Here is a 19,668-nt window from a genome sequence, read left to right on the forward strand (position 1 = left end):
CGGTCAAGGGGGCGAAGGTTCCTTTTGGTTGCCGGATTCCCTTGGCCTTCGACTTCGCTCAGGCTGAACGGAGGGGAGAGTAAGGCCACAAATCCTACCGCCCGTTCAGCCTGAGCGAAGTCGAAGGCCACGCCCCACCCTCGCCCAAAACGAAAACGCCCCCCGGCCAAAACCGGAGGGCGTCCTCGTCAAACCCCGATCACCGTACCGGGCGGACCGCCCCCGTGGGGGCGGGAGCCGGAGCCCCGGCGGGCGGCGGGGGCGGCGGTACGGGGGCGCCTTGCGGGGCCTGGCCGTTCACCGGGGGCGGCGGAGGCGGGGGCACGGCACCCGGGACCCCCGGACCACCCGGTGCGCAGCCACCCGGCGGCGGGGGCGGAGGAGCACCGGGGCCACCCGGCGCACCCGGACCGCCGGGCGGCGGCGGAGGCGGCGGCGGGCCGTCGCCACGCGGGCCATCAGGGCCGCCAGGACCTCGCGGACCGCCCGGCGGGGGCGGGGGCGGGCCGACCGGGGTCACCGTCCCTTGCGGATTGACCAGATACTGGGCGTGCATCAGCCCGTCATCATAGCGGCCCTGCACCATCACGTTGCTGCCGACCGCGGGCATCGCGTCACGGTCGCCGGCGACCATCGCCCGGCCGGTGGCGTCCTGCACCACGAAGCGATCGCCAAAGACCTCGGCCACCCGCCCCTTGGCGGTGACGATGCCGCTGGACGAAGCCAGCTTGGCGATCGGCGTCGGAATGGTCGGTGCCATGGTGACGGTCGGCCGGGTCATCGAGACGGCGGCGGCACCGCCGCCCGCGCCCAGCGTGATCAGGGCCGCTGCGGCGACGGCCAGCGGGGCCTTGCCTTGCAGCCGGGGAGTCGGGAAATTCCATCGAGACATGTTGTCCTCCTTGGTTGATGCCTCCTTCTAGGTGATTCGACCCGATGCCCGCTGAACCACGCGGTTCAGATTGGGTTTAAGCAATCGGCCGATAGCCGGGGTCGGTCGGGGACAAGAGGGAAAGGGGATCATGCGTATCCTGTTGGTCGAGGATGACGCCGCTTTGGGTCCCGCCATCGCGCGCGCGCTGCGGGCCGAGCATTGCGCGGTCGACCTGTTTGCCAGCGGCGTCGATGCGGGCCATGCGGGCGACACCGAAATCTATGACGCCGCCGTGCTCGATCTCGGCCTGCCCGATGGCGACGGCATGACCCTGCTCCGCCAGTGGCGCGAGGCGGGGCGCGCCCTGCCCGTGCTGATCCTGACCGCGCGCGACGGCTGGTCGGACAAGGTGGCGGGGTTCAAGGCGGGGGCGGACGATTATCTGACCAAGCCCTTCCGCGTCGAGGAACTGGTGATGCGGCTGCGCGCGCTGGTCCGCCGCTCGGCGGGCCATGCCCAGCCGCGCCTGACCTGCGGCCCCCTGTCCTTCGACAGCCAGACCGGGCAGTTCGAGCTGGACGGCCTGCCGCTGAAGCTGACCGCGTTCGAATGGCGCGTCCTGTCCGCGCTGATGCTGCGCAAGGAGGCGGTCATTCCCCGGCTGGAACTGCTCGAGCGGGTCTATGAGGGCGATGCCGATGTCGATTCCAACAGCCTGGAGGTGATCGTCGGCCGCCTGCGCAAGAAGGTCGGCGCGGCGCTGATCGAGACGGTGCGCGGGCTGGGCTATCGCCTGACCGCCGGTGAAGCCGCATGAGGATGCCGCGTTCGATCCATGGCCGGATGATCGTCATCTCGGGCACCGCGATCCTCGCCGCGTTGCTGCTCGCGGGCTGGGCGCTAACCAGCGCGCTGGAGGGGATCGTGACGCGCGGGCTGGACCAGCGGCTCGATTCGGAGATCGCCGTCCTCGCCGCCGCGATCGGGCCGGACGGACGGGTCGACCGGGCGCGCATCGCCGATCGTCGCGGGCTGCTGGAGCCCGAGCCGGGCTGGCGCTGGCGGATCATGGGGCCTGACGGCACGCTGGGATCGGGCGATTTCCCGCCGCTCGTCGCGCCGCATCCCCCCGGCCCGGACGAAGCCGGTCGTTCCCCCGCCCCGCCGCCACCGGGCCCCGCCATCCAGGGCCCCCGCCCTGCCGAAGGTCGGACCGAACAGGGCGTGCGCGTCCATGCCCGGCAGATCGCCATCCCCTCCTCGCGCGGGTCCGTGACGATCACCGCCGCCGCCCCGCGCGCGGTCGTCGCGCAGCCGATCCGCGCCGCGCTGGTCCCGTTGCTGGCGATGCTGGCCGGGCTGGGGGTGTTGCTGGCGGCGGCGAGCCTGATCCAGCTGCGGCTGGGGCTGCGCCCGTTGCGGCGGCTGCGCGATCAGGTGGCAGCGATCCGGGGCGGGACGCTGAGCCAGGTCGACGAGGACCAGCCCGCCGAGCTTCGCCCGCTCGCGGTCGAACTCAACGCGATGGCCGCCGATAGCGAGCGCGCGCTTGCCACCGCGCGCGCCTCCGCCGCCAATCTGGCGCATGCGCTCAAGACGCCGGTCGCCACGCTGGCGCTCGATCTGGCGGACGATCCGCCCCGCGCGGCACAGGTCGCGCGGATCGATGCCACCATTCGCCATCACCTCGCGCGGGCGCGGGTCCAGAACGGGGCGGTGCGCGCCGCGACCGCGCTCGGGCCCGCGATCCGCGACCTGACCCATGCGATTGGGCGGCTCCATGCCGATCGCGGCATCACCCTGTCCACCGACCTGCCCGACGATCTGGCGGTGGCGATGGACGCGCAGGATCTGGACGAGGTCGCGGGCAATCTGATCGACAATGCCGCCCGCCATGCTCGCACCCGCGTCCTGATCGCGGCGCGGGCGGAGGAACGGCAGATCCGCCTGACCGTGTCGGACGACGGCCCCGGCATCGCCGAGGCGGACCGGATTCGCGCAACCCAGGCGGGGGCCCGGCTGGACGAGCGGGGCGACGGGCATGGCTTCGGCCTGTCGATCGCGCGCGAACTGGCCGAGCTTCATGGCGGGCGACTGATCCTCGACGAAGCGGCGGGAGGCGGGCTGGCCGCCACCGTGCTGCTGCCCCGCGCCGCCCGCACCGCCTAGACAGGAGAGCATGATGATCCCCCGCCCCGCCCGCCTTCGCCCGATATGCCTGCTCCCCATGCTGGCCCTGCTGCTCCAGGCGCAGACGCCGGTTCCGGTCGCGCCGCCCTCGCCCGCCGACATTTATGGCCCGCTATTCGCCGCGGTGCAGGAGGCGCAGGTCTTTCCCGACGGCAAGACCTTCGCCGATGCGGTGCCGCGCGAAGAGCCGCAGGCGATCCTGGCCGCCTATGCGCGTGAGAAGCCGGTGGACAAGGCGGCGCTGGCGGCCTTCGTCCACCGCCATTTCTCGGTGCGCGGCGACGAGGCAAAGGCCCGCCCGCCGCTGCGCGCGCGTATCCGCGACCTGTGGCCCGTGCTGGGCCGCGCGCCCTTCGCCGCAACGCTCGGCTCCTCCGCGCTGGGGCTGAACCGTGGCTATATCGTACCCGGCGACCGGTTTCAGGAAATCTATTACTGGGACAGCTATTTCACGATGCTGGGGCTGAAGGCCGATGGCCAGGCGCCGCTGGTCGAGGCGATGCTCGCCAATTTCGTCGATCTGGTCGAGCGGTACGGCCATGTCCCGAACGGCACGCGCAGCTATTATCTCAGCCGGTCGCAGCCGCCGTTCCTGGCGCTGATGATGGACCTGTCGGACGATCGCGATCCGCCGCTGGCGAAGCGGCGGCTGGCGGCGCTGATCCGCGAGCATGACTATTGGATGGCGGGGGCGGACTGCCTGGATGCCACCGGCGCCTGCCGGCATGTCGTGCGGATGCCCGATGGCAGCCTGCTGAACCGTTATTGGGATGCGCGCGATACGCCGCGCGACGAGAGCTGGCGCGAGGATCGCGAAACCGCCGCCAGGGCCGCGCCCCGCCCCGCCGCGATCGTGCAGCGCGACCTGCGCGCGGCGGCGGAGTCGGGCTGGGACTTCAGCTCGCGCTGGCTGGGCGACCCGATGCGATTGGAGACGATCCGCACCACCGATATCGTGCCTGTCGACCTCAACAGCCTGTTGTGGATCGGCGAAACCCGCATCGCCGCGCGGGCCAGGGCCGCCGGGGACGACGCGACCGCGCAGCGTTTCGCCGCCATGGCGACGCGGCGAAAGGCGGCGATCGACCACTATCTCTGGGTCGCCAGAGAACGGCGCTTCGCCGATTGGGACCGGACGGCCCGGCGCCCCACGGCGGCACGCACCGCCGCCTCGCTCTTCCCGCTGTTCGCCGGGCTGGCGAGTGCCGAGCAGGCGCGCGCGGTCGCCGCATCCACCCGTGCCACGCTGGTCGGCGAGGGCGGGCTGCGCACCACCAATATCCGGTCGGGCCAGCAATGGGATGCCCCCAATGGCTGGGCGCCGCTGCAATGGATCGCGGTCGAGGGGCTCGGCCGCTATGGCGAACAGGCACTGGCCAGGGACATCGCCCGCCGCTGGATCGCGACCGTCGCGCGAACCTATGCCGAGATGGGCAAGCTGCTGGAAAAATACGATGTCGAGGAACGGCGGCCTGGCGGCGGCGGGGAATATCCCACGCAGGACGGGTTCGGCTGGACCAACGGGGTCACGGCGGCGATGCTGGAGCGGTGGCCGGAACTGACCCCTTCGGATGGCGCGCCCCGATAAGGGGTTCATGCGGAGGCGCGAACAAAAACTCTCCCCCCGCCCCGGACTTCGTGTAGCGGACCCCGCATGACCGACATTCCGCACACCGTCCTAGGCATCGACTTCGGCACCACCAACTCGGTCATCGCGCGTGCCGAGGGCGGGCAGTCCCATCTCGTCCCCCTCAAGGGGCCCAAGGACGCCGATCCGGTCTTCCGTTCGGCGCTGTGCTTCTGGGAAGATGACGGGATCGCGGTCGAGGCGGGGCCCTGGGCGATCGCCGAATATCTCGACTTTCCGGGTGGCAGCCGCTTCATCCAGTCGTTCAAGTCGGTCGCCGCCTCACCCGTGTTCGAGCATGCGACGGTGTTCGACAAACGCTATCGCTTCGAGGAACTGGGTCGCACCTTTCTCGACCGGATGGCGGCGCATGGCGGTGGCGCCCTGGACGGCAAGGCGGCGCGGATCGTGGTCGGGCGGCCGGTGGAATATGCCGGGCACCGCCCCGACGAGGCGCTCGCCCGCCAGCGTTACGACGCGATGTTCGCGCGGCTGGGGGCGGAGATCCACTATGTCTATGAACCGCTGGGCGCGGCATTCAGCTATGCCTCGCGGATCACCGAGCCCGCGACCGTATTGGTTGCCGATTTCGGCGGCGGCACCAGCGACTTTTCGATCGTCCGCATCGCCGCGCCCGGCGCCGCGCGCCGCTGCGAACCGCTGGGCCATGCCGGTGTCGGCATTGCGGGCGATCGGTTCGACCAGCGGCTGATCGATCACCTCGTCCTGCCGCTGCTGGGCGCGGGCGGCCAATATCGGTCGTTCGACAAGGTGCTGGAGATTCCGCGCGGCTATTTCGCCGATTTCGGCGACTGGTCGCGCCTGGCGCTGATGCGCAACCGCAAGACGCTGGCCGAACTGGAGAAGCTGCGCCGCGCCGCGCTCGACCCGGAGGCGATCGGCCGGATGATCGCGATCATCGAGGAGGAGCAGGGATACCGGCTCTACGACGCGGTCGGCCGGGTGAAGCGCGACCTGTCGGCGGCGGAGGAGGCGCGGTTCCGGTTCGAAGGCGGCGGCCGGTCGATCGAGGCGGGTGTCAGCCGGAAGGATTTCGAAAGCTGGATCGCCCCCGATCTGGCGCGGATCGAGCAGGCGGTCGACCGGGCGATGACGGCGGCGGCGACCGGGCCCGAGCAGATCGACCAGGTGTTCCTGACCGGCGGCACCTCGCTGATGCCCGCGATCCGGCGGATGTTCGAGATGCGCTTCGGCGAGGGCAAGATCGCGACCGGCGGCGAACTCACCTCGATCGCGCATGGCCTGGCGCTGATCGGAGAGCAGGCGGATATCGGGGCCTGGGCGGTGTAAAAGCCCCTCCCGCAGGCGGATTTCAGGTCGGTCATGCCCCCGGCATGACCTGAACGATGCAGGGCATCGTTTACCTGAAACTGGTTTGGGGAGGGCAAGGCCACAGGCTATGGTCTCGGTGAGACTCCATGCCCTCCCCCATCCCCTCCCGCCTGCGGGAGGGGAGCGGCTAGAGGCCAGGGCGGGGTTCTATCAGAATCCCTTTTTCAGCGTCACGAACCACTGGCGCGGCGCGCCGGCGAGCAGCGTCTGGTTGTCGCCGCTGGCGGTGAAGCCGTTGGTGCCGATGGTCGAGATATAGCGCTTGTCGGTCAGGTTGGTCACGCTGCCCTCGATCGAGAAGCCGCCCCAGGCCTCGGGGAAGCGATAGCCGATGCTGGCATCGACCAGCACGCGACCCGCCACCGACTGGTCGTTCAGATAGGTGAAGTAGCGCTTCGACATGTAATCCGCGCCGACCCGGCCGAAGAACCGGCTGTCGTCATAGACCAGCTCGCCCTTGACCATGTTCTGCGGCGTGTCGACGACATAGCGGCCCTTCTCCGCCAGCAGGTTGCCCGAACCGTCGCGCACCGTCTGTTGATAGGTCGCATGATTGTACGAATAGCTGGCCAACGCCGAGAAGGCCGGGGTCAGGCGGTAGAAGGCCGAAACCTCCGCGCCATAGCTTTCGACGCGGCCGACATTGTTCAGCGTCGGCGGAATGCCCTGGATCGCGGTGCCGACCGAATAGGTCAGCAGGCGGTCGGAAAAGTCGATATAATAGCCGACCGCCGACAGTTGCAGCCCGCCGGTGCGATAGCGCAGGCCACCCTCGGCCGTCTTGGACTTTTCGGGGCGCACCGTGTTGGCCACGGCATTGAACGCCGCCTGGCTGATCGAGAAGGGCGGTGCGGTCGCGGCGGCGACGAAGGCGCGCATATTCTCGGTATAGCTGGCGAAGACCTCCGCCTGGTTGCCCAGGTGCAGCACCGCGCCGATCTGCGGCAGGAACCAGTCCTGGCTCTTGATCCGGCCGCGCGCCAGCGTCCCCGCCAGCACATTGGCCTGGTTGCGCACGCGCATCCCCTTCCAACCGCCATTGATGGTCAGCTGGCCGATGTCGAGCGTGTCGCCGACCGAATATTGCAGCGTCTCGGTGTCGTACTTGCCGTTCCACGCGGTCGACATCGGATTGCTCTGATAGTCCAGCGCGTTGCGGTTCGGCGTCGCGGTATCGGTCATGCCATAGAGGCGACGTGCCTGGTGCAGCGTGTTGCTCTCATACCAGCCGGTCAGCGCCAGCGTGTTGGCGCCGGTGGTCAGCGCCAGCTTGGCGATGGTCCCCGCGCGGTCGAGGCTGTACTGGGTCGTGCGGAAGGACAGCGGCGCGGGGTTGGTGATCGGCGTGCCGTCGGCATTGGGCGCGCCCAGCGTGGTCGGGCTGTAGGGCGTGATCCACGACCCCTGTCCCTTGTTATGATGATAATAGCTGGTCGAGGTCAGCGACAGGCTGTCGGTCAGCTTGGCGTCGAAGGTTACGCCGCCCAGATAGTCGCGGCGCAGACCCGCCGCGTCATAATAGCCGTCGTCCAGCGTGATGCCGCTCGGCAGGCCGATCCCGACCCCGGCATAGGGCGCGGAAAAGCCGTTCAGCGAACCGTTCGCCTTCTGATAGGCCGCCGCCGCCGCGCCGTTGGTCGCCTGCTTGGCATAGAGGATCGCCAGCGGATAATTGTTGCTGATATTGTCGTTGAAATAGCCGCGACGCTTGATGATATCGAGGCTCAGGTCCTGATAGTCGTTCTCGCGACGGTCGGAAAAGTTGAAGAAGCCGGTGATCGAGCCGCGATCGCCGAAATCCTTGACGATCTTGGCATTGGCCTGATGCTGACGCTGGCTGCCATAGCCCTTCCACTTGTCGGTAGTCAGATAGGCATAGCTCAGATAGCCCTTCAGCCCGCCGCCCAGGTCGCCGCTGTCGACACGGATGAAGGCGCGCGCGGTATCGTTGCTGCCATAGGTGCCCGACGCGGCGATCCCGGCGGTGTCGGACGGGGTGCGGCTGGTGAACTGGATGGTACCGCCCAGATTGCTGGTCGAGGCGGTGCCCAGCGCGCCCGCGCCCTGCGCGACGCTGGTCGAGGCGATATTCTCCGAGATGATCGCGCGGCTGATGTGCAGGCCGTTGGTCGGGCCATAGCTCATGTCGCCCAGCGGCACGCCGTCGAGCGTGAAGCCCAGCTGGTTCTGATTGAACCCGCGCAGCGAGATCTTGGTCGACCATTCATAGGCGCCGAAGGGATCGGCCGACTGGAAGTTCACGCCCGGCAGCTTCGAGATCGCCTTGAGCGGCGACGTGCCGGGGGTCAGCCGGTCGAGATCGGCGGCGGTGACGGTCTGGACCTGGCGGCTCTGGCCGAAGCCGAGCACGACGACGTCACCCGAATTGCCCGACTGATCGGTATCGGTCGTGCTGGGGTCGGCGACCACCGGGTCGCTCGCCGTGCCGGTAACAGCGGCCTGCGCGGGCAACCCCTGCGCCGCGACGCCGGGTGCGATCAGCGCGACCGTCGCAACACCGACCAGATACTTCACCATGATGTTTCGCCCCCAAATGGCTCGTTAACCCAATGGAGCGGGCGCATGGGACCGGCGCGTGACATCATGGCGACAGCGTAATGACCGGTTTGTGACGGCCTGCCGTTGTGGCTTTGCGGTCACGTACTTTTCCTCCCCTGCAAGGGGAGGGGGACCAGCGAAGCTGGTGGAGGGGTGTCACCACTTGCGAGGATGGCGGAACCTCGCACAGCGGGACACCCCTCCGTCAGGGCTTCGCCCTGCCACCTCCCCTTGCAGGGGAGGAAAAAAGGGGGCCGGACAACCCGCGTTGCCCGGCCCCCTTTCCTACCGATCTCCGAAAATCAGCGCGCGATGCCGCCCGCCGCCAGCACCGCCAGCGTGACCAGGTCACCGGCGGTCGAGGTCATCGGCGCGATCTGCACCGGCTTTTCCATGCCGATCAGCATCGGGCCGATCATGCTGTCGCCGCCCAGTTCGCGCAGCAGCTTGGCCGAGATATTGGCCGACTGGAGACCCGGCATGATGAGAACGTTCGCCGGACCCGACAGGCGCGAGAAGGGGAAGTTCGCCATCTGCTTGGGGTTCAGCGCGACGTCGGGGGCCATGTCGCCCTCATATTCGAAGCCGACCTGCCGCTTGTCGAGCTCCGCCACGCCGTCGCGGATATTGTCGATCCACTGGCCCTCGGGATTGCCGAAGGTCGAATAGGACAGGAAGGCCACGCGCGGCTCATGCCCCATGCGGCGCGCCACCGCCGCGGTGCGCTCGGCGATGTCGGCCAGTTCCTCGGCGGAGGGGCGTTCATTGACCGTGGTGTCGGCGATGAAGACGGTGTGGCTCTGCCCGACGAGCAGGTGGATGCCGAACGGCACCTTGCCGTCGACCGGATCGATGACCCGACGGATCTCGCGGAAGCTCTGCGCATAGGTGCGGGTGATGCCGGTGATCATCGCATCCGCCATGCCCAGTTGCAGCATGACCGAACCGAAGATGTTGCGGTCCTGGTTGATCAGCCGCTCGGCATCGCGCTTCAGGTAACCGCGCCGCTGGAGCCGCTCATAGAGGAAGTCGACCATCTGCGGCACCATCTCCGAGGTGCGGCTGTTATGGACTTCATATTCCTTGGGGTTGGTGACGCCCAGCGCGGCCAGACGGTCATAGACGTCGTCGCGCCCGACCAGCACCGGAATGCCGTAACCACCTTCCTTGAATGCGATGGCGGCGCGCAGCACCACCTCTTCCTCGCCCTCGGCGAACAGCACGCGCTTGGGGTGCGCCTTGGCGCCCTCATAGGCCAGCGTCAGGACCGAGGTGGTCGGGTTGAGACGCGCGCGCAGCTTCTGGCGATAGGCGTCCATGTCGAGGATCGGCCGCGTCGCCACGCCCGAATCCATCGCCGCCTTGGCCACCGCCGAGGGGACCAGCTCCATCAGGCGCGGATCGAAGGGCGCGGGGATGATATATTCGGGGCCGAAGCTGTGCTGCGTGCCATAGGCCAGCGCCACTTCCTCCGGCACACGCTGGCGCGCCAGTTCGGCGATCGCGTTGGCGGCGGCAATCTTCATCTCGTCATTGATGCCGGTCGCGCGCACGTCGAGCGCGCCGCGGAAGATGAAGGGGAAGCCGATGACGTTGTTGACCTGGTTCGGATAGTCCGACCGCCCGGTCGCGACGATCGCGTCGGGGCGCGCCGCCTTGGCGAGTTCGGGGCGGATTTCCGGTTCCGGGTTCGCCATCGCGAAGATGATCGGCGAGGGCGCCATGTCCTTGACCATCTCGGGCTTGAGCGCGCCCGCCGCCGACAGCCCCAGGAACACGTCCGCGCCGTGCAGCGCTTCGGTCAGGGTGCGGCGGTCGGTGACGGCGGCATGCGCCGACTGCCACTGGTTGATGTCGTCGCGGCCCTGATAGATGACGCCGGTGCGGTCGCACATGATGACATTGTCGTGGCGGACGCCCATCGCCTTCATCAACTCGGTACAGGCGATCGCCGCCGCGCCCGCGCCGTTGACGACGACCTTGATCTCGTCCAGCCGCCGCTTGGTCAGCAGGCAGGCATTGATGAGCCCCGCCGCGCAGATGATCGCGGTGCCGTGCTGGTCGTCATGGAAGACCGGGATGTTCATCCGCTCGCGCAGCGTCTGCTCGATGATGAAGCATTCGGGGGCCTTGATGTCTTCCAGGTTGATGCCGCCGAAGCTCGGCTCCATCAGCTCGATCGCGTCGATGATCCGGTCGACATCCTCGGTCTTCAGCTCGATATCGATCGAGTCGACATCGGCGAAGCGCTTGAAGAGCACCGCCTTGCCCTCCATCACCGGCTTGGAGGCGAGCGCGCCGAGATTGCCCAGGCCCAGGATCGCGGTGCCGTTGGAGATGACCGCGACCAGATTGCCCTTGGCGGTATAGTCATAGGCGGTGGCGGGATCGTCGGCGATGGCCAGCACCGGCACCGCGACGCCGGGCGAATAGGCCAGCGCCAGGTCGCGCTGCGTCGCCATCGGCTTGGACGCGATGATCTCGATCTTGCCGGGCCGCCCCTCGGAATGGAACAGCAGGGCCTCGCGCTCGGAGAACTGATCGGTGGGTTCGTCGGTCATGCGCGCGGCCTTCGATGCTGTGGATACTAAGGACGCTACGGCTCTTGAAGGTTTCGGACACGGCTGACAACCCTGTCACGCAGCCCTTTTGCCGCCCTAGGCAAGTCCGGGCATCAGCCTTATACGTTCATCCATGGAGCATGAGCCGGGCATTTTCGAGCAGCGTGACGAAGCGGCGGAAGCGCTGTCGCTGGAACGCGCTCGGGCGGATTACGCCGCCGGGCGCTATCATGACCACACCACCGTTTCCGCCTGGCTCCGCACCTGGGGAACCCCGAACCGCAAATCGTTTCGCGAATGGCTCAAGTCGTCTGGCTGAACGAGGCCCTCGACCAGCTCGATCTCATCGTCGCCTATCTGGAAGCCTTTGATCCCGAGGCCGCCGCTCGAATCGCGCAGCGACTCGTGGATCTCGGCGAAAGCCTGCGAGACTTTCCTCGCCGTGGCCGTCCCGCTGCGGATGGCACCCGCGAGCTGGTGACGGTTCCTCCTTACATTCTCAGCTATGACGTGAACGGCGACATCGTATCGATCGTCGGCATCCGCCATGGCGCACGCAATCTGGATTCTCGCCCCCAATGACCACCCCCACCCCGATGATGGCCCAGTATCTGACGCTGAAGGCCGAGGCCGAGGATTGCCTGCTCTTCTATCGCATGGGCGATTTTTTCGAGCTGTTCTTCGACGATGCGCGGATCGCCTCGGGCGTGCTCGACATCGCGCTGACCTCGCGCGGGGAGCATGGCGGTGAGAAGATTCCGATGTGCGGCGTGCCGGTCCATGCTGCGACCGCCTATCTGCAACGGCTGATCAAGGCCGGGCACCGCGTCGCCATCGCCGAGCAGACCGAGACGCCCGCCGAGGCCAAGGCGCGCGGCGGGTCCAAGGCGCTGGTCGCGCGCGGCATCGTGCGCGTCGTCACGGCGGGCACGCTGACCGAGGAAGCGCTGCTCGACGCCAAGTGCGACAATTGGTGCGTCGCGATCGGCGAGGCGGGCGGCGCGGTGGCGCTGGCCGCCGCCGACATCTCGACCGGGCGGTTCGTGGTGATCGACGTGAAGGCGGATGCGCTGGGCGCCGAACTCGCCCGCCTGGCCGCCGCCGAGGTGGTCGCGGCCGAGAATGCGGCCCATGCCGAAGCGGCCAGCACGCTGCGCCCTTCCGCCACGTTCGACAGCGGCCAGGGCGAGGATCGGCTCAAGCGACTCTACGGCGTCGCCACGCTGGACGGGTTCGGGCAGTTCAGCCGAGCCGGACTGTCGGCAGCGGGCGGTCTGGTCGCCTATCTCGACCACACCGCCAAGGGCGCGCTCCCCTTCCTGCGCCCGCCGGTATTGATGCAGGCGGCTGGAGCCATGGCGATCGATGCGGCGACGCGCGAGAGCCTGGAGCTGACCCAGACCGCGAACGGCCAGCGCAAGGGCTCGTTGCTCGACGCGGTGGACCGGACGGTGACGGGCGCAGGCGCCCGCGCGCTGGCCGGGGATATCGGCGCGCCGTTGATGGACCGCGACGCGATCGAGGCCCGGCTCGACCTCGTGCAGCATTTCCATGACGATGCCGCGCTTCGCGAGCGACTGCGCGCGGCGCTGCGGGCGCTGCCCGATATCGGCCGTGCGATCGGGCGGATCGCGGCGGGGCGCGGCTCTCCCCGCGATCTGGGACAGTTGCGCGACGGGCTCGACGGGGCCTGGGCATTGTCTGAACAGTTGAGCGATGGCCCTCCCCTGTTGCGCGAAACGACGCCGCGCCTGCGCGGGCATGGCGAACTGATCGACCTGCTGCGCCGCGCGCTCGTCCCCTCGCCCCCCATCGAGGCCAGCGAAGGGGGCTATATCGCGGCGGGTTATGACGTCGCGCTCGACGATCTGCGCGATGCGGGTGCAGGCGGCCGCCGCGCCATCGCCGCGCTGGAGGCGGAGTTCCGCCAGAAGACCGGGATTGCCGCGCTCAAGATCCGGCATAACGGCGTGCTCGGCTATCATGTCGAGGTGCCCGCGCGGTCGGCCGATGCGCTGATGAAGCCGGATTCGGGCTTCACCCACCGCCAGACGCTGGCGGGCGTCGTCCGCTTCAACACGCCCGAGCTGCACGAGGTCGCCAGCAAGGTCGCGCAGGCCGGTGCCCATGCGCTGGCCGCCGAGGCCGCACATCTGGAGGAACTGACCGCCGCCGCGCTCGCCTCGCGCGAAGCCATCGCCGCGACGGCGGACGCGCTCGCCCGGCTCGACGTGGCGAGCGGTCTGGCCGAACGCGCGGTCGAGGGCGGCTGGGTGCGGCCCGAGCTGGTCGACCATAGCTGTTTCGAGGTGACGGGCGGCCGCCATCCGGTGGTCGAGGCGGCGGTGGCGCGCTCGGGAGAGCGGTTCGTCGCCAATGACTGTTCGCTGTCGGAGGCTTCGCGGCTCTGGCTGGTCACGGGCCCGAACATGGGCGGCAAGTCGACCTTCCTGCGCCAGAACGCCCTGATCGCGGTCTTGGCGCAGGCCGGCTCCTATGTCCCCGCCACCCAGGCGAAGATCGGGCTGGTCGACCGGCTGTTCAGCCGGGTCGGCGCGTCGGACAATCTTGCGCGCGGGCGCTCCACCTTCATGGTCGAGATGGTCGAGACCGCCGCCATCCTGGCGCAGGCGACCCCGCGCAGCTTCGTCATCCTGGACGAAGTGGGGCGCGGCACCTCCACCTATGACGGCCTGGCCATCGCCTGGGCGGTGGTGGAGGCGATCCACGAGGATAATCGCTGCCGCTGCCTGTTCGCGACCCATTATCATGAACTGACCCGGCTGGCGGAACGCTGCGAGGCCCTGTCGCTGCACCATGTCCGCGCGCGCGAGTGGAAGGGCGAGCTGGTCCTGCTGCACGAGGTGTCCGAAGGCCCGGCGGATCGCTCCTATGGCCTGGCAGTGGCGCGGCTGGCGGGCATGCCGCCGCCGACGGTCGCGCGCGCAAAGGCGGTGCTCGCCAAGCTGGAGGCGGGCCGGGCCAAGACCGGCGGGCTGGCGGCGGGGCTGGACGACCTGCCCCTCTTCGCCGCCGCCGCGCAGGCGGAGGAGGAAAAGTGCGACGCGATCCGGGCCGAGGTGGAGAAGCTGGATGTCGACAGCCTGTCGCCGCGCGAGGCGCTGGATGCACTGTACCGGCTGAAGGCCCTGGCGCGGGAGGGGTAAGCCGCTCCCGTCTTCCACCCCGGCGGAGGCCGGGGTCCAGTTGCGGTGCATTTCCGGAGGCGCAAATGGGTCTGCCTCCCCCGCACCGTCTGGCGCACCATCGACTGGGTGGAACCTGGGCCCCGGCCTCCGCCGGGGTGCGGGAATGGAGGCATTCCCACCCCCGTTCAGCCTGAGCGAAGTCGAAGGCCACGCCCCATCGCCCCGCCGCGAGCGTCGCCCATGCACTTCGACTTCGCTCAGTGCGAACGGACGTTGGGAGGGCAGCCGACCAGCAAGCATCCACCCGCCGCCTACCCCAAGGCCCAGGAAGATTCAGCTCACCCGAAAATCCGGAAAGTGGGGAGCTTCTGTTGCCCGGTGCTCCCCGTACCGCTGGAATCCGATTCTGTTGCCCGGTTCGGTCCAACCGCGCTATTTTGGAGTAATCTCAGGCCGTGAGGCCCTCAATTACGCCGCAATCGCGAGTGCTTCGTTATCGTTGGCACTTGTGTGTATGGGCCGTTGCGGTGGTCCCATTCCGAACGAAAACAGCGCTTTTCAACACACGTCGATCCTGGTTCGGCCCCGTCAGAAACGGTGTCCAAGTACACCACCTTTTATGGTGGAGCCGCCGGGTACTGCCCCCGGGTCCGCTGCGTCTATTACTCGCCGCAGTTTATCGTCATAGCCGGGTGAAACCCGGCACGAAGAGATATAGTTAGCCATGCGCGTTTACGCAAATGCCTTTCGCTCGCCCCATTTTGGGTCCATGGAAGCGCCATGTTGACCCAGCGGTCCCGTTATGCGTTGCGCGCGATGCTGTTCCTTGCGGAAATGCCCGTCGAAGGGCCGCCGACCTCGATGACGCGCATCGCGGCCGAGGCGAATGTGCCGCGCAAGTTCCTGGAACTGATCCTCGCCGATCTGAAGGGCGCGAATCTGCTCGACAGCCAGCGGGGCAAGATGGGCGGATACCGCCTCGCGCGTTCGGCGCATCTGATCTCGCTGGGCGACATCATCCGCACGATTGAGGGGCCGCTGGCGCTGGTCCCCTGCGTCAGCCGGACCGCCTATCGCCCCTGCAACGACTGCAAGAGCGAGGCGGACTGCGCCATCCGCCATGCGATGATGCGCGTGCGCGACGAGACGGCGCGGATCCTCGACGGCACCAGCCTGGCGGATGCCACGGCCAGGAAGCTGGCGGCGGCGTAAGGCCCCCTAACCGCGCCACCCCGGCGAAGGCCGGGATGAAGTGGCGGCAGCGGGACAAGTTCGCCTCCCACGCAAAGTTGTCACGTCCCACAGCCTTGATGGCAACTGGGCCCCGGCCTTTGCCGGGGAACACCAGCCTTCTGATTGGACCGCTCAGGAACGCCGCGCGCGCAGTTCGTCGCGGATCTCGCGCAGCAGCGCGATATCGGTCGGCTCGGCCTTGGGCTCTTCGGCCGCCTTGGCCTTTTCCTTCTCGAAGAGCGTCGTCGCGCGGTTCACCGTGCGGACCAGCAGGAAGATGATGAAGGCGACGATGACGAAATTGACCGCCTGGGTCACGAACGCGCCGTAACCGAGCAGCGGCACCCCCGCCTTCTTCAGCGCGGCATAATCGGTCAGCGAGCCCGTATAGCTGGCGGGGATCGGCCCCATGCGCAGGAAATAGCTGGAGAAATCCAGCCCTCCGAAAATCTTGCCGATCACCGGCATCAGCACGTCGTCGGTCAGCGAGGTCACGATCTTGCTGAACGCCGCCCCGATGATGACCGCCACCGCCAGGTCGAGGACATTGCCCCGCGCGATGAAGGCGCGAAATTCTTTTAGCATCGCCAACTCCCTCCGTTCGATGAGCGTTACGCCTATCGTCGCTTTTCCCCTTCGCCAAGCGGGGTCGGCGTCTTATATGGATCGGACAGTTGACGGAGGAATATTCGAATGCGTCGTCCCGTTCTTGCCCTGACCCCGGTCGTGATGGCCGTCGCCCTGTCCGGCTGCGGCATGAACAGCGTGCCCACGGCGGAGGAAAATGCGAAGGCGAAATGGGCCGACGTCCAGGCCGCCTATCAGCGCCGCGCCAACCTGATCCCCAACCTCGAAGCGACGGTGAAGGGCGCCGCCGCGTCCGAAAAGGCGATCCTGACCGATGTGGTGAACGCCCGCGCCAAGGCGACTTCGGTCCAGGTCAGCGCCGACGACCTGTCCGACCCCGCCAAGATGCAGCAGTTCGCACAGGCCCAGGGCCAGCTCAGCGGTTCGCTCGGCCGGTTGCTCGCCAATGTCGAGGCCTATCCGAACCTGAAGAGCCAGGACAATTTCCAGACCTTCATGAGCCAGCTCGAGGGCACCGAGAACCGCATCAACATCGCGATCCGCGATTATAACGGCGCGGTGCAGGAATATAACACCCGCATCCGCACCTTCCCCGACGCGATCGGTGCGAAGGTCTTCTATGGCGCCAAGCCGATCACCCCCTATCAGGCGACGACGCCGGGGGCCGAGAACGCGCCCAAGGTGAATTTCGGCAGCTGATCGGGCGCCCATGACCCGGTTCACCCGGTTGCTTCGCCCGGTCCTCGGGCTCTGGCTGATCCTCTGCGCCGTCCCCGTGATGGCGCAGAGCTTTCCCAAGCTCGACGGCCTGGTCGTCGATGCGGCGAACAAGATCGACCCCGCCACCAAGGCGCAGCTCGAACAGAAGCTGGAGGCGCTGCAAAAGGATACCGGCCGCCAGCTGGTGGTCGCGACCATCCCCGATCTTCAGGGTTATCCGATTGAGGATTATGGCTATCGGCTGGGCCGCGCCTGGGGTGTCGGCCTGAAGGATGCGGATAATGGCGCGATCCTGTTCGTCGCGCCCAATGAGGGCAAGGGCCAGCGCGGCCCCCGGCTGGAGGTCGGACGCGGGCTGGAGCCGATCCTGACCGACGCCTGGTCGTCCCAGATGATCCGCACCCTGATGATCCCGCGCCTGCGTGAATCGAGCGACATATCGGGCGCGCTGAATGCGGGCGCGGACGCGGTGATCGCGCAGCTCCGCGCCTCGCCCGAGGAAGCCCAGGCCAAGGTGGCCGAGGCGGCGAAGCAGTTCGACCGCCAGCACCGGCGCGGCGGCGGCGATTCCAACGGCTTTCCGATCCTGATCGTCCTGGTCATCTTCATCGGCGGATTCGTCCTGCTGTCCATCCTGCGCCGCAAGCAGGGCCAGCGTTTCCACGATGACGATGACGATGATCGTGGCGGCGGTGGCGGGCGGCGCGGTGGAGGCGGCTGGCCGATCATTCTCTGGGGTCCCGGCTGGGGCAGCGGTGGCGGATCGGGCGGCGGCTGGAGTTCAGGCGGCTCCGGCGGCGGCAGCGACGGATCGTGGTTCGGCGGCGGCTTTACCGGCGGCGGCGGGGGCGATTTCGGCGGCGGCGGCGCTTCGGGGGATTGGTGAGATGTTGAGCGAAGCCGATAGCGATCTGGTCACCGCCGCCGTGGCGCGCGCCGAAGCCGCGACCGATGCCGAGATCGTGACCATCGTCGCCCCCCGATCGGACGACTATCGCGACGTGGCGCTATGGTTCGCCGCCGCCGCGATGCTGCTGGTGCCGCTGTTCGCCGCGCTGTTTCCGGGCCTGGGCCTGAAGCTGCTCGCGCTGGTGCATGACGGATGGAGCGAAGCGGGCGAGGATCTGGTCCTGGGCGTGCTGATGATCGCGCAGATCCTGGTCTTCGCGGTCGTCGTCGCGGCGCTGGGGCCGGTGAAGCGCCGGATCGCGCTGGTTCCCAAAAGCATCCGCCATGCCCGCGTCCGGGCGCGTGCCGTCCTGCTCTTCCGCGTCTCGGCCGAGCGGCGGACCGACAGCCGCTACGGCGTGCTGCTCTACCTTTCCGAAGACGAGCATATGGCGGAGATCGTCGCCGACTCCGGCCTGACCGGCAAAGTGGGACCGGAAACCTGGGGCCGCGCCATGGCGGTGATGCTGCCCCATGTCGCGACGGGCCATGTCGGTGAGGGGCTGGGCGCGGCGGTCGAGCGGATCGGGCTTGTGCTCGCCGAGCATTTCCCCAAGACGGCGGCCGATACCAACGAACTGCCGGACAGACCCATTTCGCTATGACCGATCCCCGTATGGACGCCCCCCTCGAAACCATGGCCGAGGGACGGTTCCTGGCGCTGCGCAAGCGCGGCACATGGGAATATGCCGACCGCCCGCGTGACATCCGCGCCGCCGTCATCCTGGCGATCGACGGCGACCATATCCTGCTGGTCGAACAGTTCCGTGTCCCGCTGGGCGCGCCCTGCCTGGAAATGCCCGCCGGGCTGATCGGCGACGAAACCGCGGGCGAGGCCGTGCTGGACGGTGCGGCGCGCGAGTTGGAAGAGGAAACCGGCTATCGCCCTTCGCGGATCGAGCCGCTGGGCGAATTCTGCTCCTCGCCCGGCATGACCTCGGAACGCTTCACCCTGGTCCGCGCGAGCGGCTTGGTGAAGGTCGGCGAAGGCGGCGGCGATTCGGATGAGCAGATTAGCGTGCATCGGGTGAAGCTGTCGGAGGTTCCGGCCTTCATCGCCGAACGACGTGCGGCGGGCGTGGTGATGGATGCCAAGCTGCTCTTGCTGCTGGGGGGCGGCATCCTGGGCTTTTGATTTCACGCGAAGCCGCGAAGGCGCGAAGAGAAGAAGGTTGGTTCGCGCGGAGACGCGGGGATGTCGTATTCGCGGCAGCGAAGTATCTCTTCAACCAGCTGTATGTGTTGCGCATCCGATGCCACCGGACACGTCACCTCCGCGCTCTCTGCGCCCTCTGCGCGAACCCATTCCGACAATCTTCGCGTCATCGCGGCTTCGCGTGAAATCATCGCGACACGCCGCAACGGACGGGAAGACGCCAAGAAACTTTGTTCGCGCAGAGGCGCGGAGGGCGCAGAGAGGGATTGCTCGCGGAAGCGACACGCCGCTCCAACAGATCGGTTGTGATGCGATCCCGATGCCGCCGGGCGCAACACCTCCGCGTCTCCGCGCGAACCAACCTTCTCAAGCGCTGCGCGCGAAAGAAAAGCGCCCCGGCCTTGACCGGAGCGCTCGAACCTCAGCGGAAATTGTCGGCGTAGCTTTGCAGCTTGAGCGTCTTTTGCGGCGTCGGCACGACATGATGGTCGAGCCCCTCACGCTGGCAATAGGCGATCGCCTCTTCCAGCGTCGCGAAGGTCAGGCGAACCTGCTCCCGCGTATCGCCGCTTCCGGCCCAGCCGGTCAGGGGATCGGGCTTTTTCGCCTCGGTGGATTCGAATTCGAGTTGCCAGCGATCGGTCCGGTACTTGCCGGATTGCATCGCGTTCTTGGGGCGCTGGAAGATGCGAGCAGTGGCCATAATCCAC

The 19,668-nt window shown here is 68.0% G+C and carries 17 protein-coding genes and 1 other RNA gene; 12 read left to right on the top strand and 6 right to left on the bottom strand.

Annotation, left to right across the window (positions count from 1 at the left end; genetic code table 11):
* Positions 1-199 precede the first annotated feature (199 nt).
* On the bottom strand, positions 200-892 hold the full coding sequence (locus QE385_RS08280) for a hypothetical protein (RefSeq protein ID WP_307100815.1): 693 nt from the start codon (positions 890-892) through the stop codon (positions 200-202).
* Positions 893-1,022: 130 nt separating this feature from the next.
* On the opposite strand from QE385_RS08280, the gene QE385_RS08285 reads away from it, so the two are divergent.
* From QE385_RS08285 to QE385_RS08300, 4 genes are all read left to right on the top strand, one after another.
* The gene (locus tag QE385_RS08285; RefSeq protein WP_307100817.1) at positions 1,023-1,691 is read left to right on the top strand and encodes a response regulator transcription factor; all 669 of its coding nucleotides are present in this window, start codon (positions 1,023-1,025) and stop codon (positions 1,689-1,691) included.
* 2 nt (positions 1,692-1,693) lie between these two features.
* Positions 1,694-3,043 carry a HAMP domain-containing sensor histidine kinase gene (locus tag QE385_RS08290; protein ID WP_307100818.1) on the top strand — a complete coding sequence of 450 codons (1,350 nt, stop codon included), beginning with the start codon at positions 1,694-1,696 and terminating at the stop codon, positions 3,041-3,043.
* A 13-nt stretch (positions 3,044-3,056) separates the two neighbouring features.
* Positions 3,057-4,652, top strand: a complete 1,596-nt coding sequence (gene treF / locus QE385_RS08295) for an alpha,alpha-trehalase TreF (RefSeq protein ID WP_307100820.1) — start codon at positions 3,057-3,059, stop codon at positions 4,650-4,652.
* 66 nt (positions 4,653-4,718) lie between these two features.
* Positions 4,719-6,002 (top strand): Hsp70 family protein, encoded by a 1,284-nt coding sequence (locus tag QE385_RS08300; RefSeq protein WP_307100822.1) that lies wholly within the window; start codon positions 4,719-4,721, stop codon positions 6,000-6,002.
* Between the two features lie 192 nt (positions 6,003-6,194).
* Here QE385_RS08300 and QE385_RS08305 read toward each other — a convergent pair whose 3' ends face one another.
* Both QE385_RS08305 and QE385_RS08310 read right to left on the bottom strand, forming a co-directional pair.
* Positions 6,195-8,582: a TonB-dependent receptor gene (locus QE385_RS08305; RefSeq protein ID WP_307100824.1), complete on the bottom strand. Its 2,388-nt coding sequence runs from the start codon at positions 8,580-8,582 to the stop codon at positions 6,195-6,197.
* A 323-nt stretch (positions 8,583-8,905) separates the two neighbouring features.
* Positions 8,906-11,164 carry an NADP-dependent malic enzyme gene (locus tag QE385_RS08310; RefSeq protein WP_307100826.1) on the bottom strand — a complete coding sequence of 753 codons (2,259 nt, stop codon included), beginning with the start codon at positions 11,162-11,164 and terminating at the stop codon, positions 8,906-8,908.
* Between the two features lie 133 nt (positions 11,165-11,297).
* On the opposite strand from QE385_RS08310, the gene QE385_RS08315 reads away from it, so the two are divergent.
* Genes QE385_RS08315 through mutS form a run of 3 tightly spaced genes read left to right on the top strand, consistent with a single transcriptional unit; the run spans position 11,298 to position 14,331 of the window.
* Positions 11,298-11,483 (top strand): antitoxin, encoded by a 186-nt coding sequence (locus QE385_RS08315; protein WP_307100828.1) that lies wholly within the window; start codon positions 11,298-11,300, stop codon positions 11,481-11,483.
* A complete protein-coding gene (locus tag QE385_RS08320; RefSeq protein WP_307100830.1) occupies positions 11,462-11,746 on the top strand; it encodes a type II toxin-antitoxin system RelE/ParE family toxin in 285 nt (94 codons plus the stop codon). Before QE385_RS08315 ends, QE385_RS08320 begins: the two co-directional genes overlap by 22 nt.
* Before the next feature lie 14 nt (positions 11,747-11,760).
* Complete coding sequence (gene mutS / locus QE385_RS08325; protein ID WP_307104636.1) at positions 11,761-14,331, top strand: DNA mismatch repair protein MutS; 2,571 nt, start codon at positions 11,761-11,763, stop codon at positions 14,329-14,331.
* 338 nt (positions 14,332-14,669) lie between these two features.
* On the opposite strand, the gene ssrA is transcribed toward mutS, so the two are convergent.
* Positions 14,670-15,057, bottom strand: a transfer-messenger RNA (tmRNA) gene (ssrA, locus tag QE385_RS08330).
* Between the two features lie 36 nt (positions 15,058-15,093).
* Between ssrA and QE385_RS08335 the strand changes: the two genes are divergently transcribed.
* Complete coding sequence (locus tag QE385_RS08335; RefSeq protein ID WP_307100832.1) at positions 15,094-15,525, top strand: Rrf2 family transcriptional regulator; 432 nt, start codon at positions 15,094-15,096, stop codon at positions 15,523-15,525.
* A gap of 153 nt (positions 15,526-15,678) precedes the next feature.
* Here the strand turns inward: QE385_RS08335 and mscL are convergent, their stop codons facing one another.
* A complete protein-coding gene (gene mscL, locus QE385_RS08340; protein ID WP_307100834.1) occupies positions 15,679-16,131 on the bottom strand; it encodes a large conductance mechanosensitive channel protein MscL in 453 nt (150 codons plus the stop codon).
* 108 nt (positions 16,132-16,239) lie between these two features.
* Here mscL and QE385_RS08345 point away from each other — a divergent pair, with 108 nt between their 5' ends.
* From QE385_RS08345 to QE385_RS08360, 4 genes are read left to right on the top strand one after another with little or no spacing between them, the layout of a single operon-like run.
* Positions 16,240-16,833, top strand: coding sequence for a LemA family protein (locus QE385_RS08345; RefSeq protein WP_307100835.1), 594 nt, complete (start codon positions 16,240-16,242; stop codon positions 16,831-16,833).
* 10 nt (positions 16,834-16,843) lie between these two features.
* The gene (locus QE385_RS08350) at positions 16,844-17,740 is read left to right on the top strand and encodes a YgcG family protein (protein WP_307100837.1); all 897 of its coding nucleotides are present in this window, start codon (positions 16,844-16,846) and stop codon (positions 17,738-17,740) included.
* Position 17,741: 1 nt separating this feature from the next.
* Entirely contained in the window at positions 17,742-18,407 is a 666-nt protein-coding gene (locus QE385_RS08355; protein WP_307100839.1) for a TPM domain-containing protein, read from the top strand.
* The gene (locus tag QE385_RS08360) at positions 18,404-18,937 is read left to right on the top strand and encodes an NUDIX hydrolase (protein ID WP_307100841.1); all 534 of its coding nucleotides are present in this window, start codon (positions 18,404-18,406) and stop codon (positions 18,935-18,937) included. Before QE385_RS08355 ends, QE385_RS08360 begins: the two co-directional genes overlap by 4 nt.
* Positions 18,938-19,379: 442 nt before the next feature.
* On the opposite strand, the gene QE385_RS08365 is transcribed toward QE385_RS08360, so the two are convergent.
* Positions 19,380-19,661, bottom strand: coding sequence for an ETC complex I subunit (locus tag QE385_RS08365; protein ID WP_261269007.1), 282 nt, complete (start codon positions 19,659-19,661; stop codon positions 19,380-19,382).
* Positions 19,662-19,668: the final 7 nt, after the last annotated feature.

Origin of the sequence: Sphingomonas sp. SORGH_AS_0950 (assembly GCF_030818415.1) — a bacterium.
Classification (GTDB): domain Bacteria; phylum Pseudomonadota; class Alphaproteobacteria; order Sphingomonadales; family Sphingomonadaceae; genus Sphingomonas.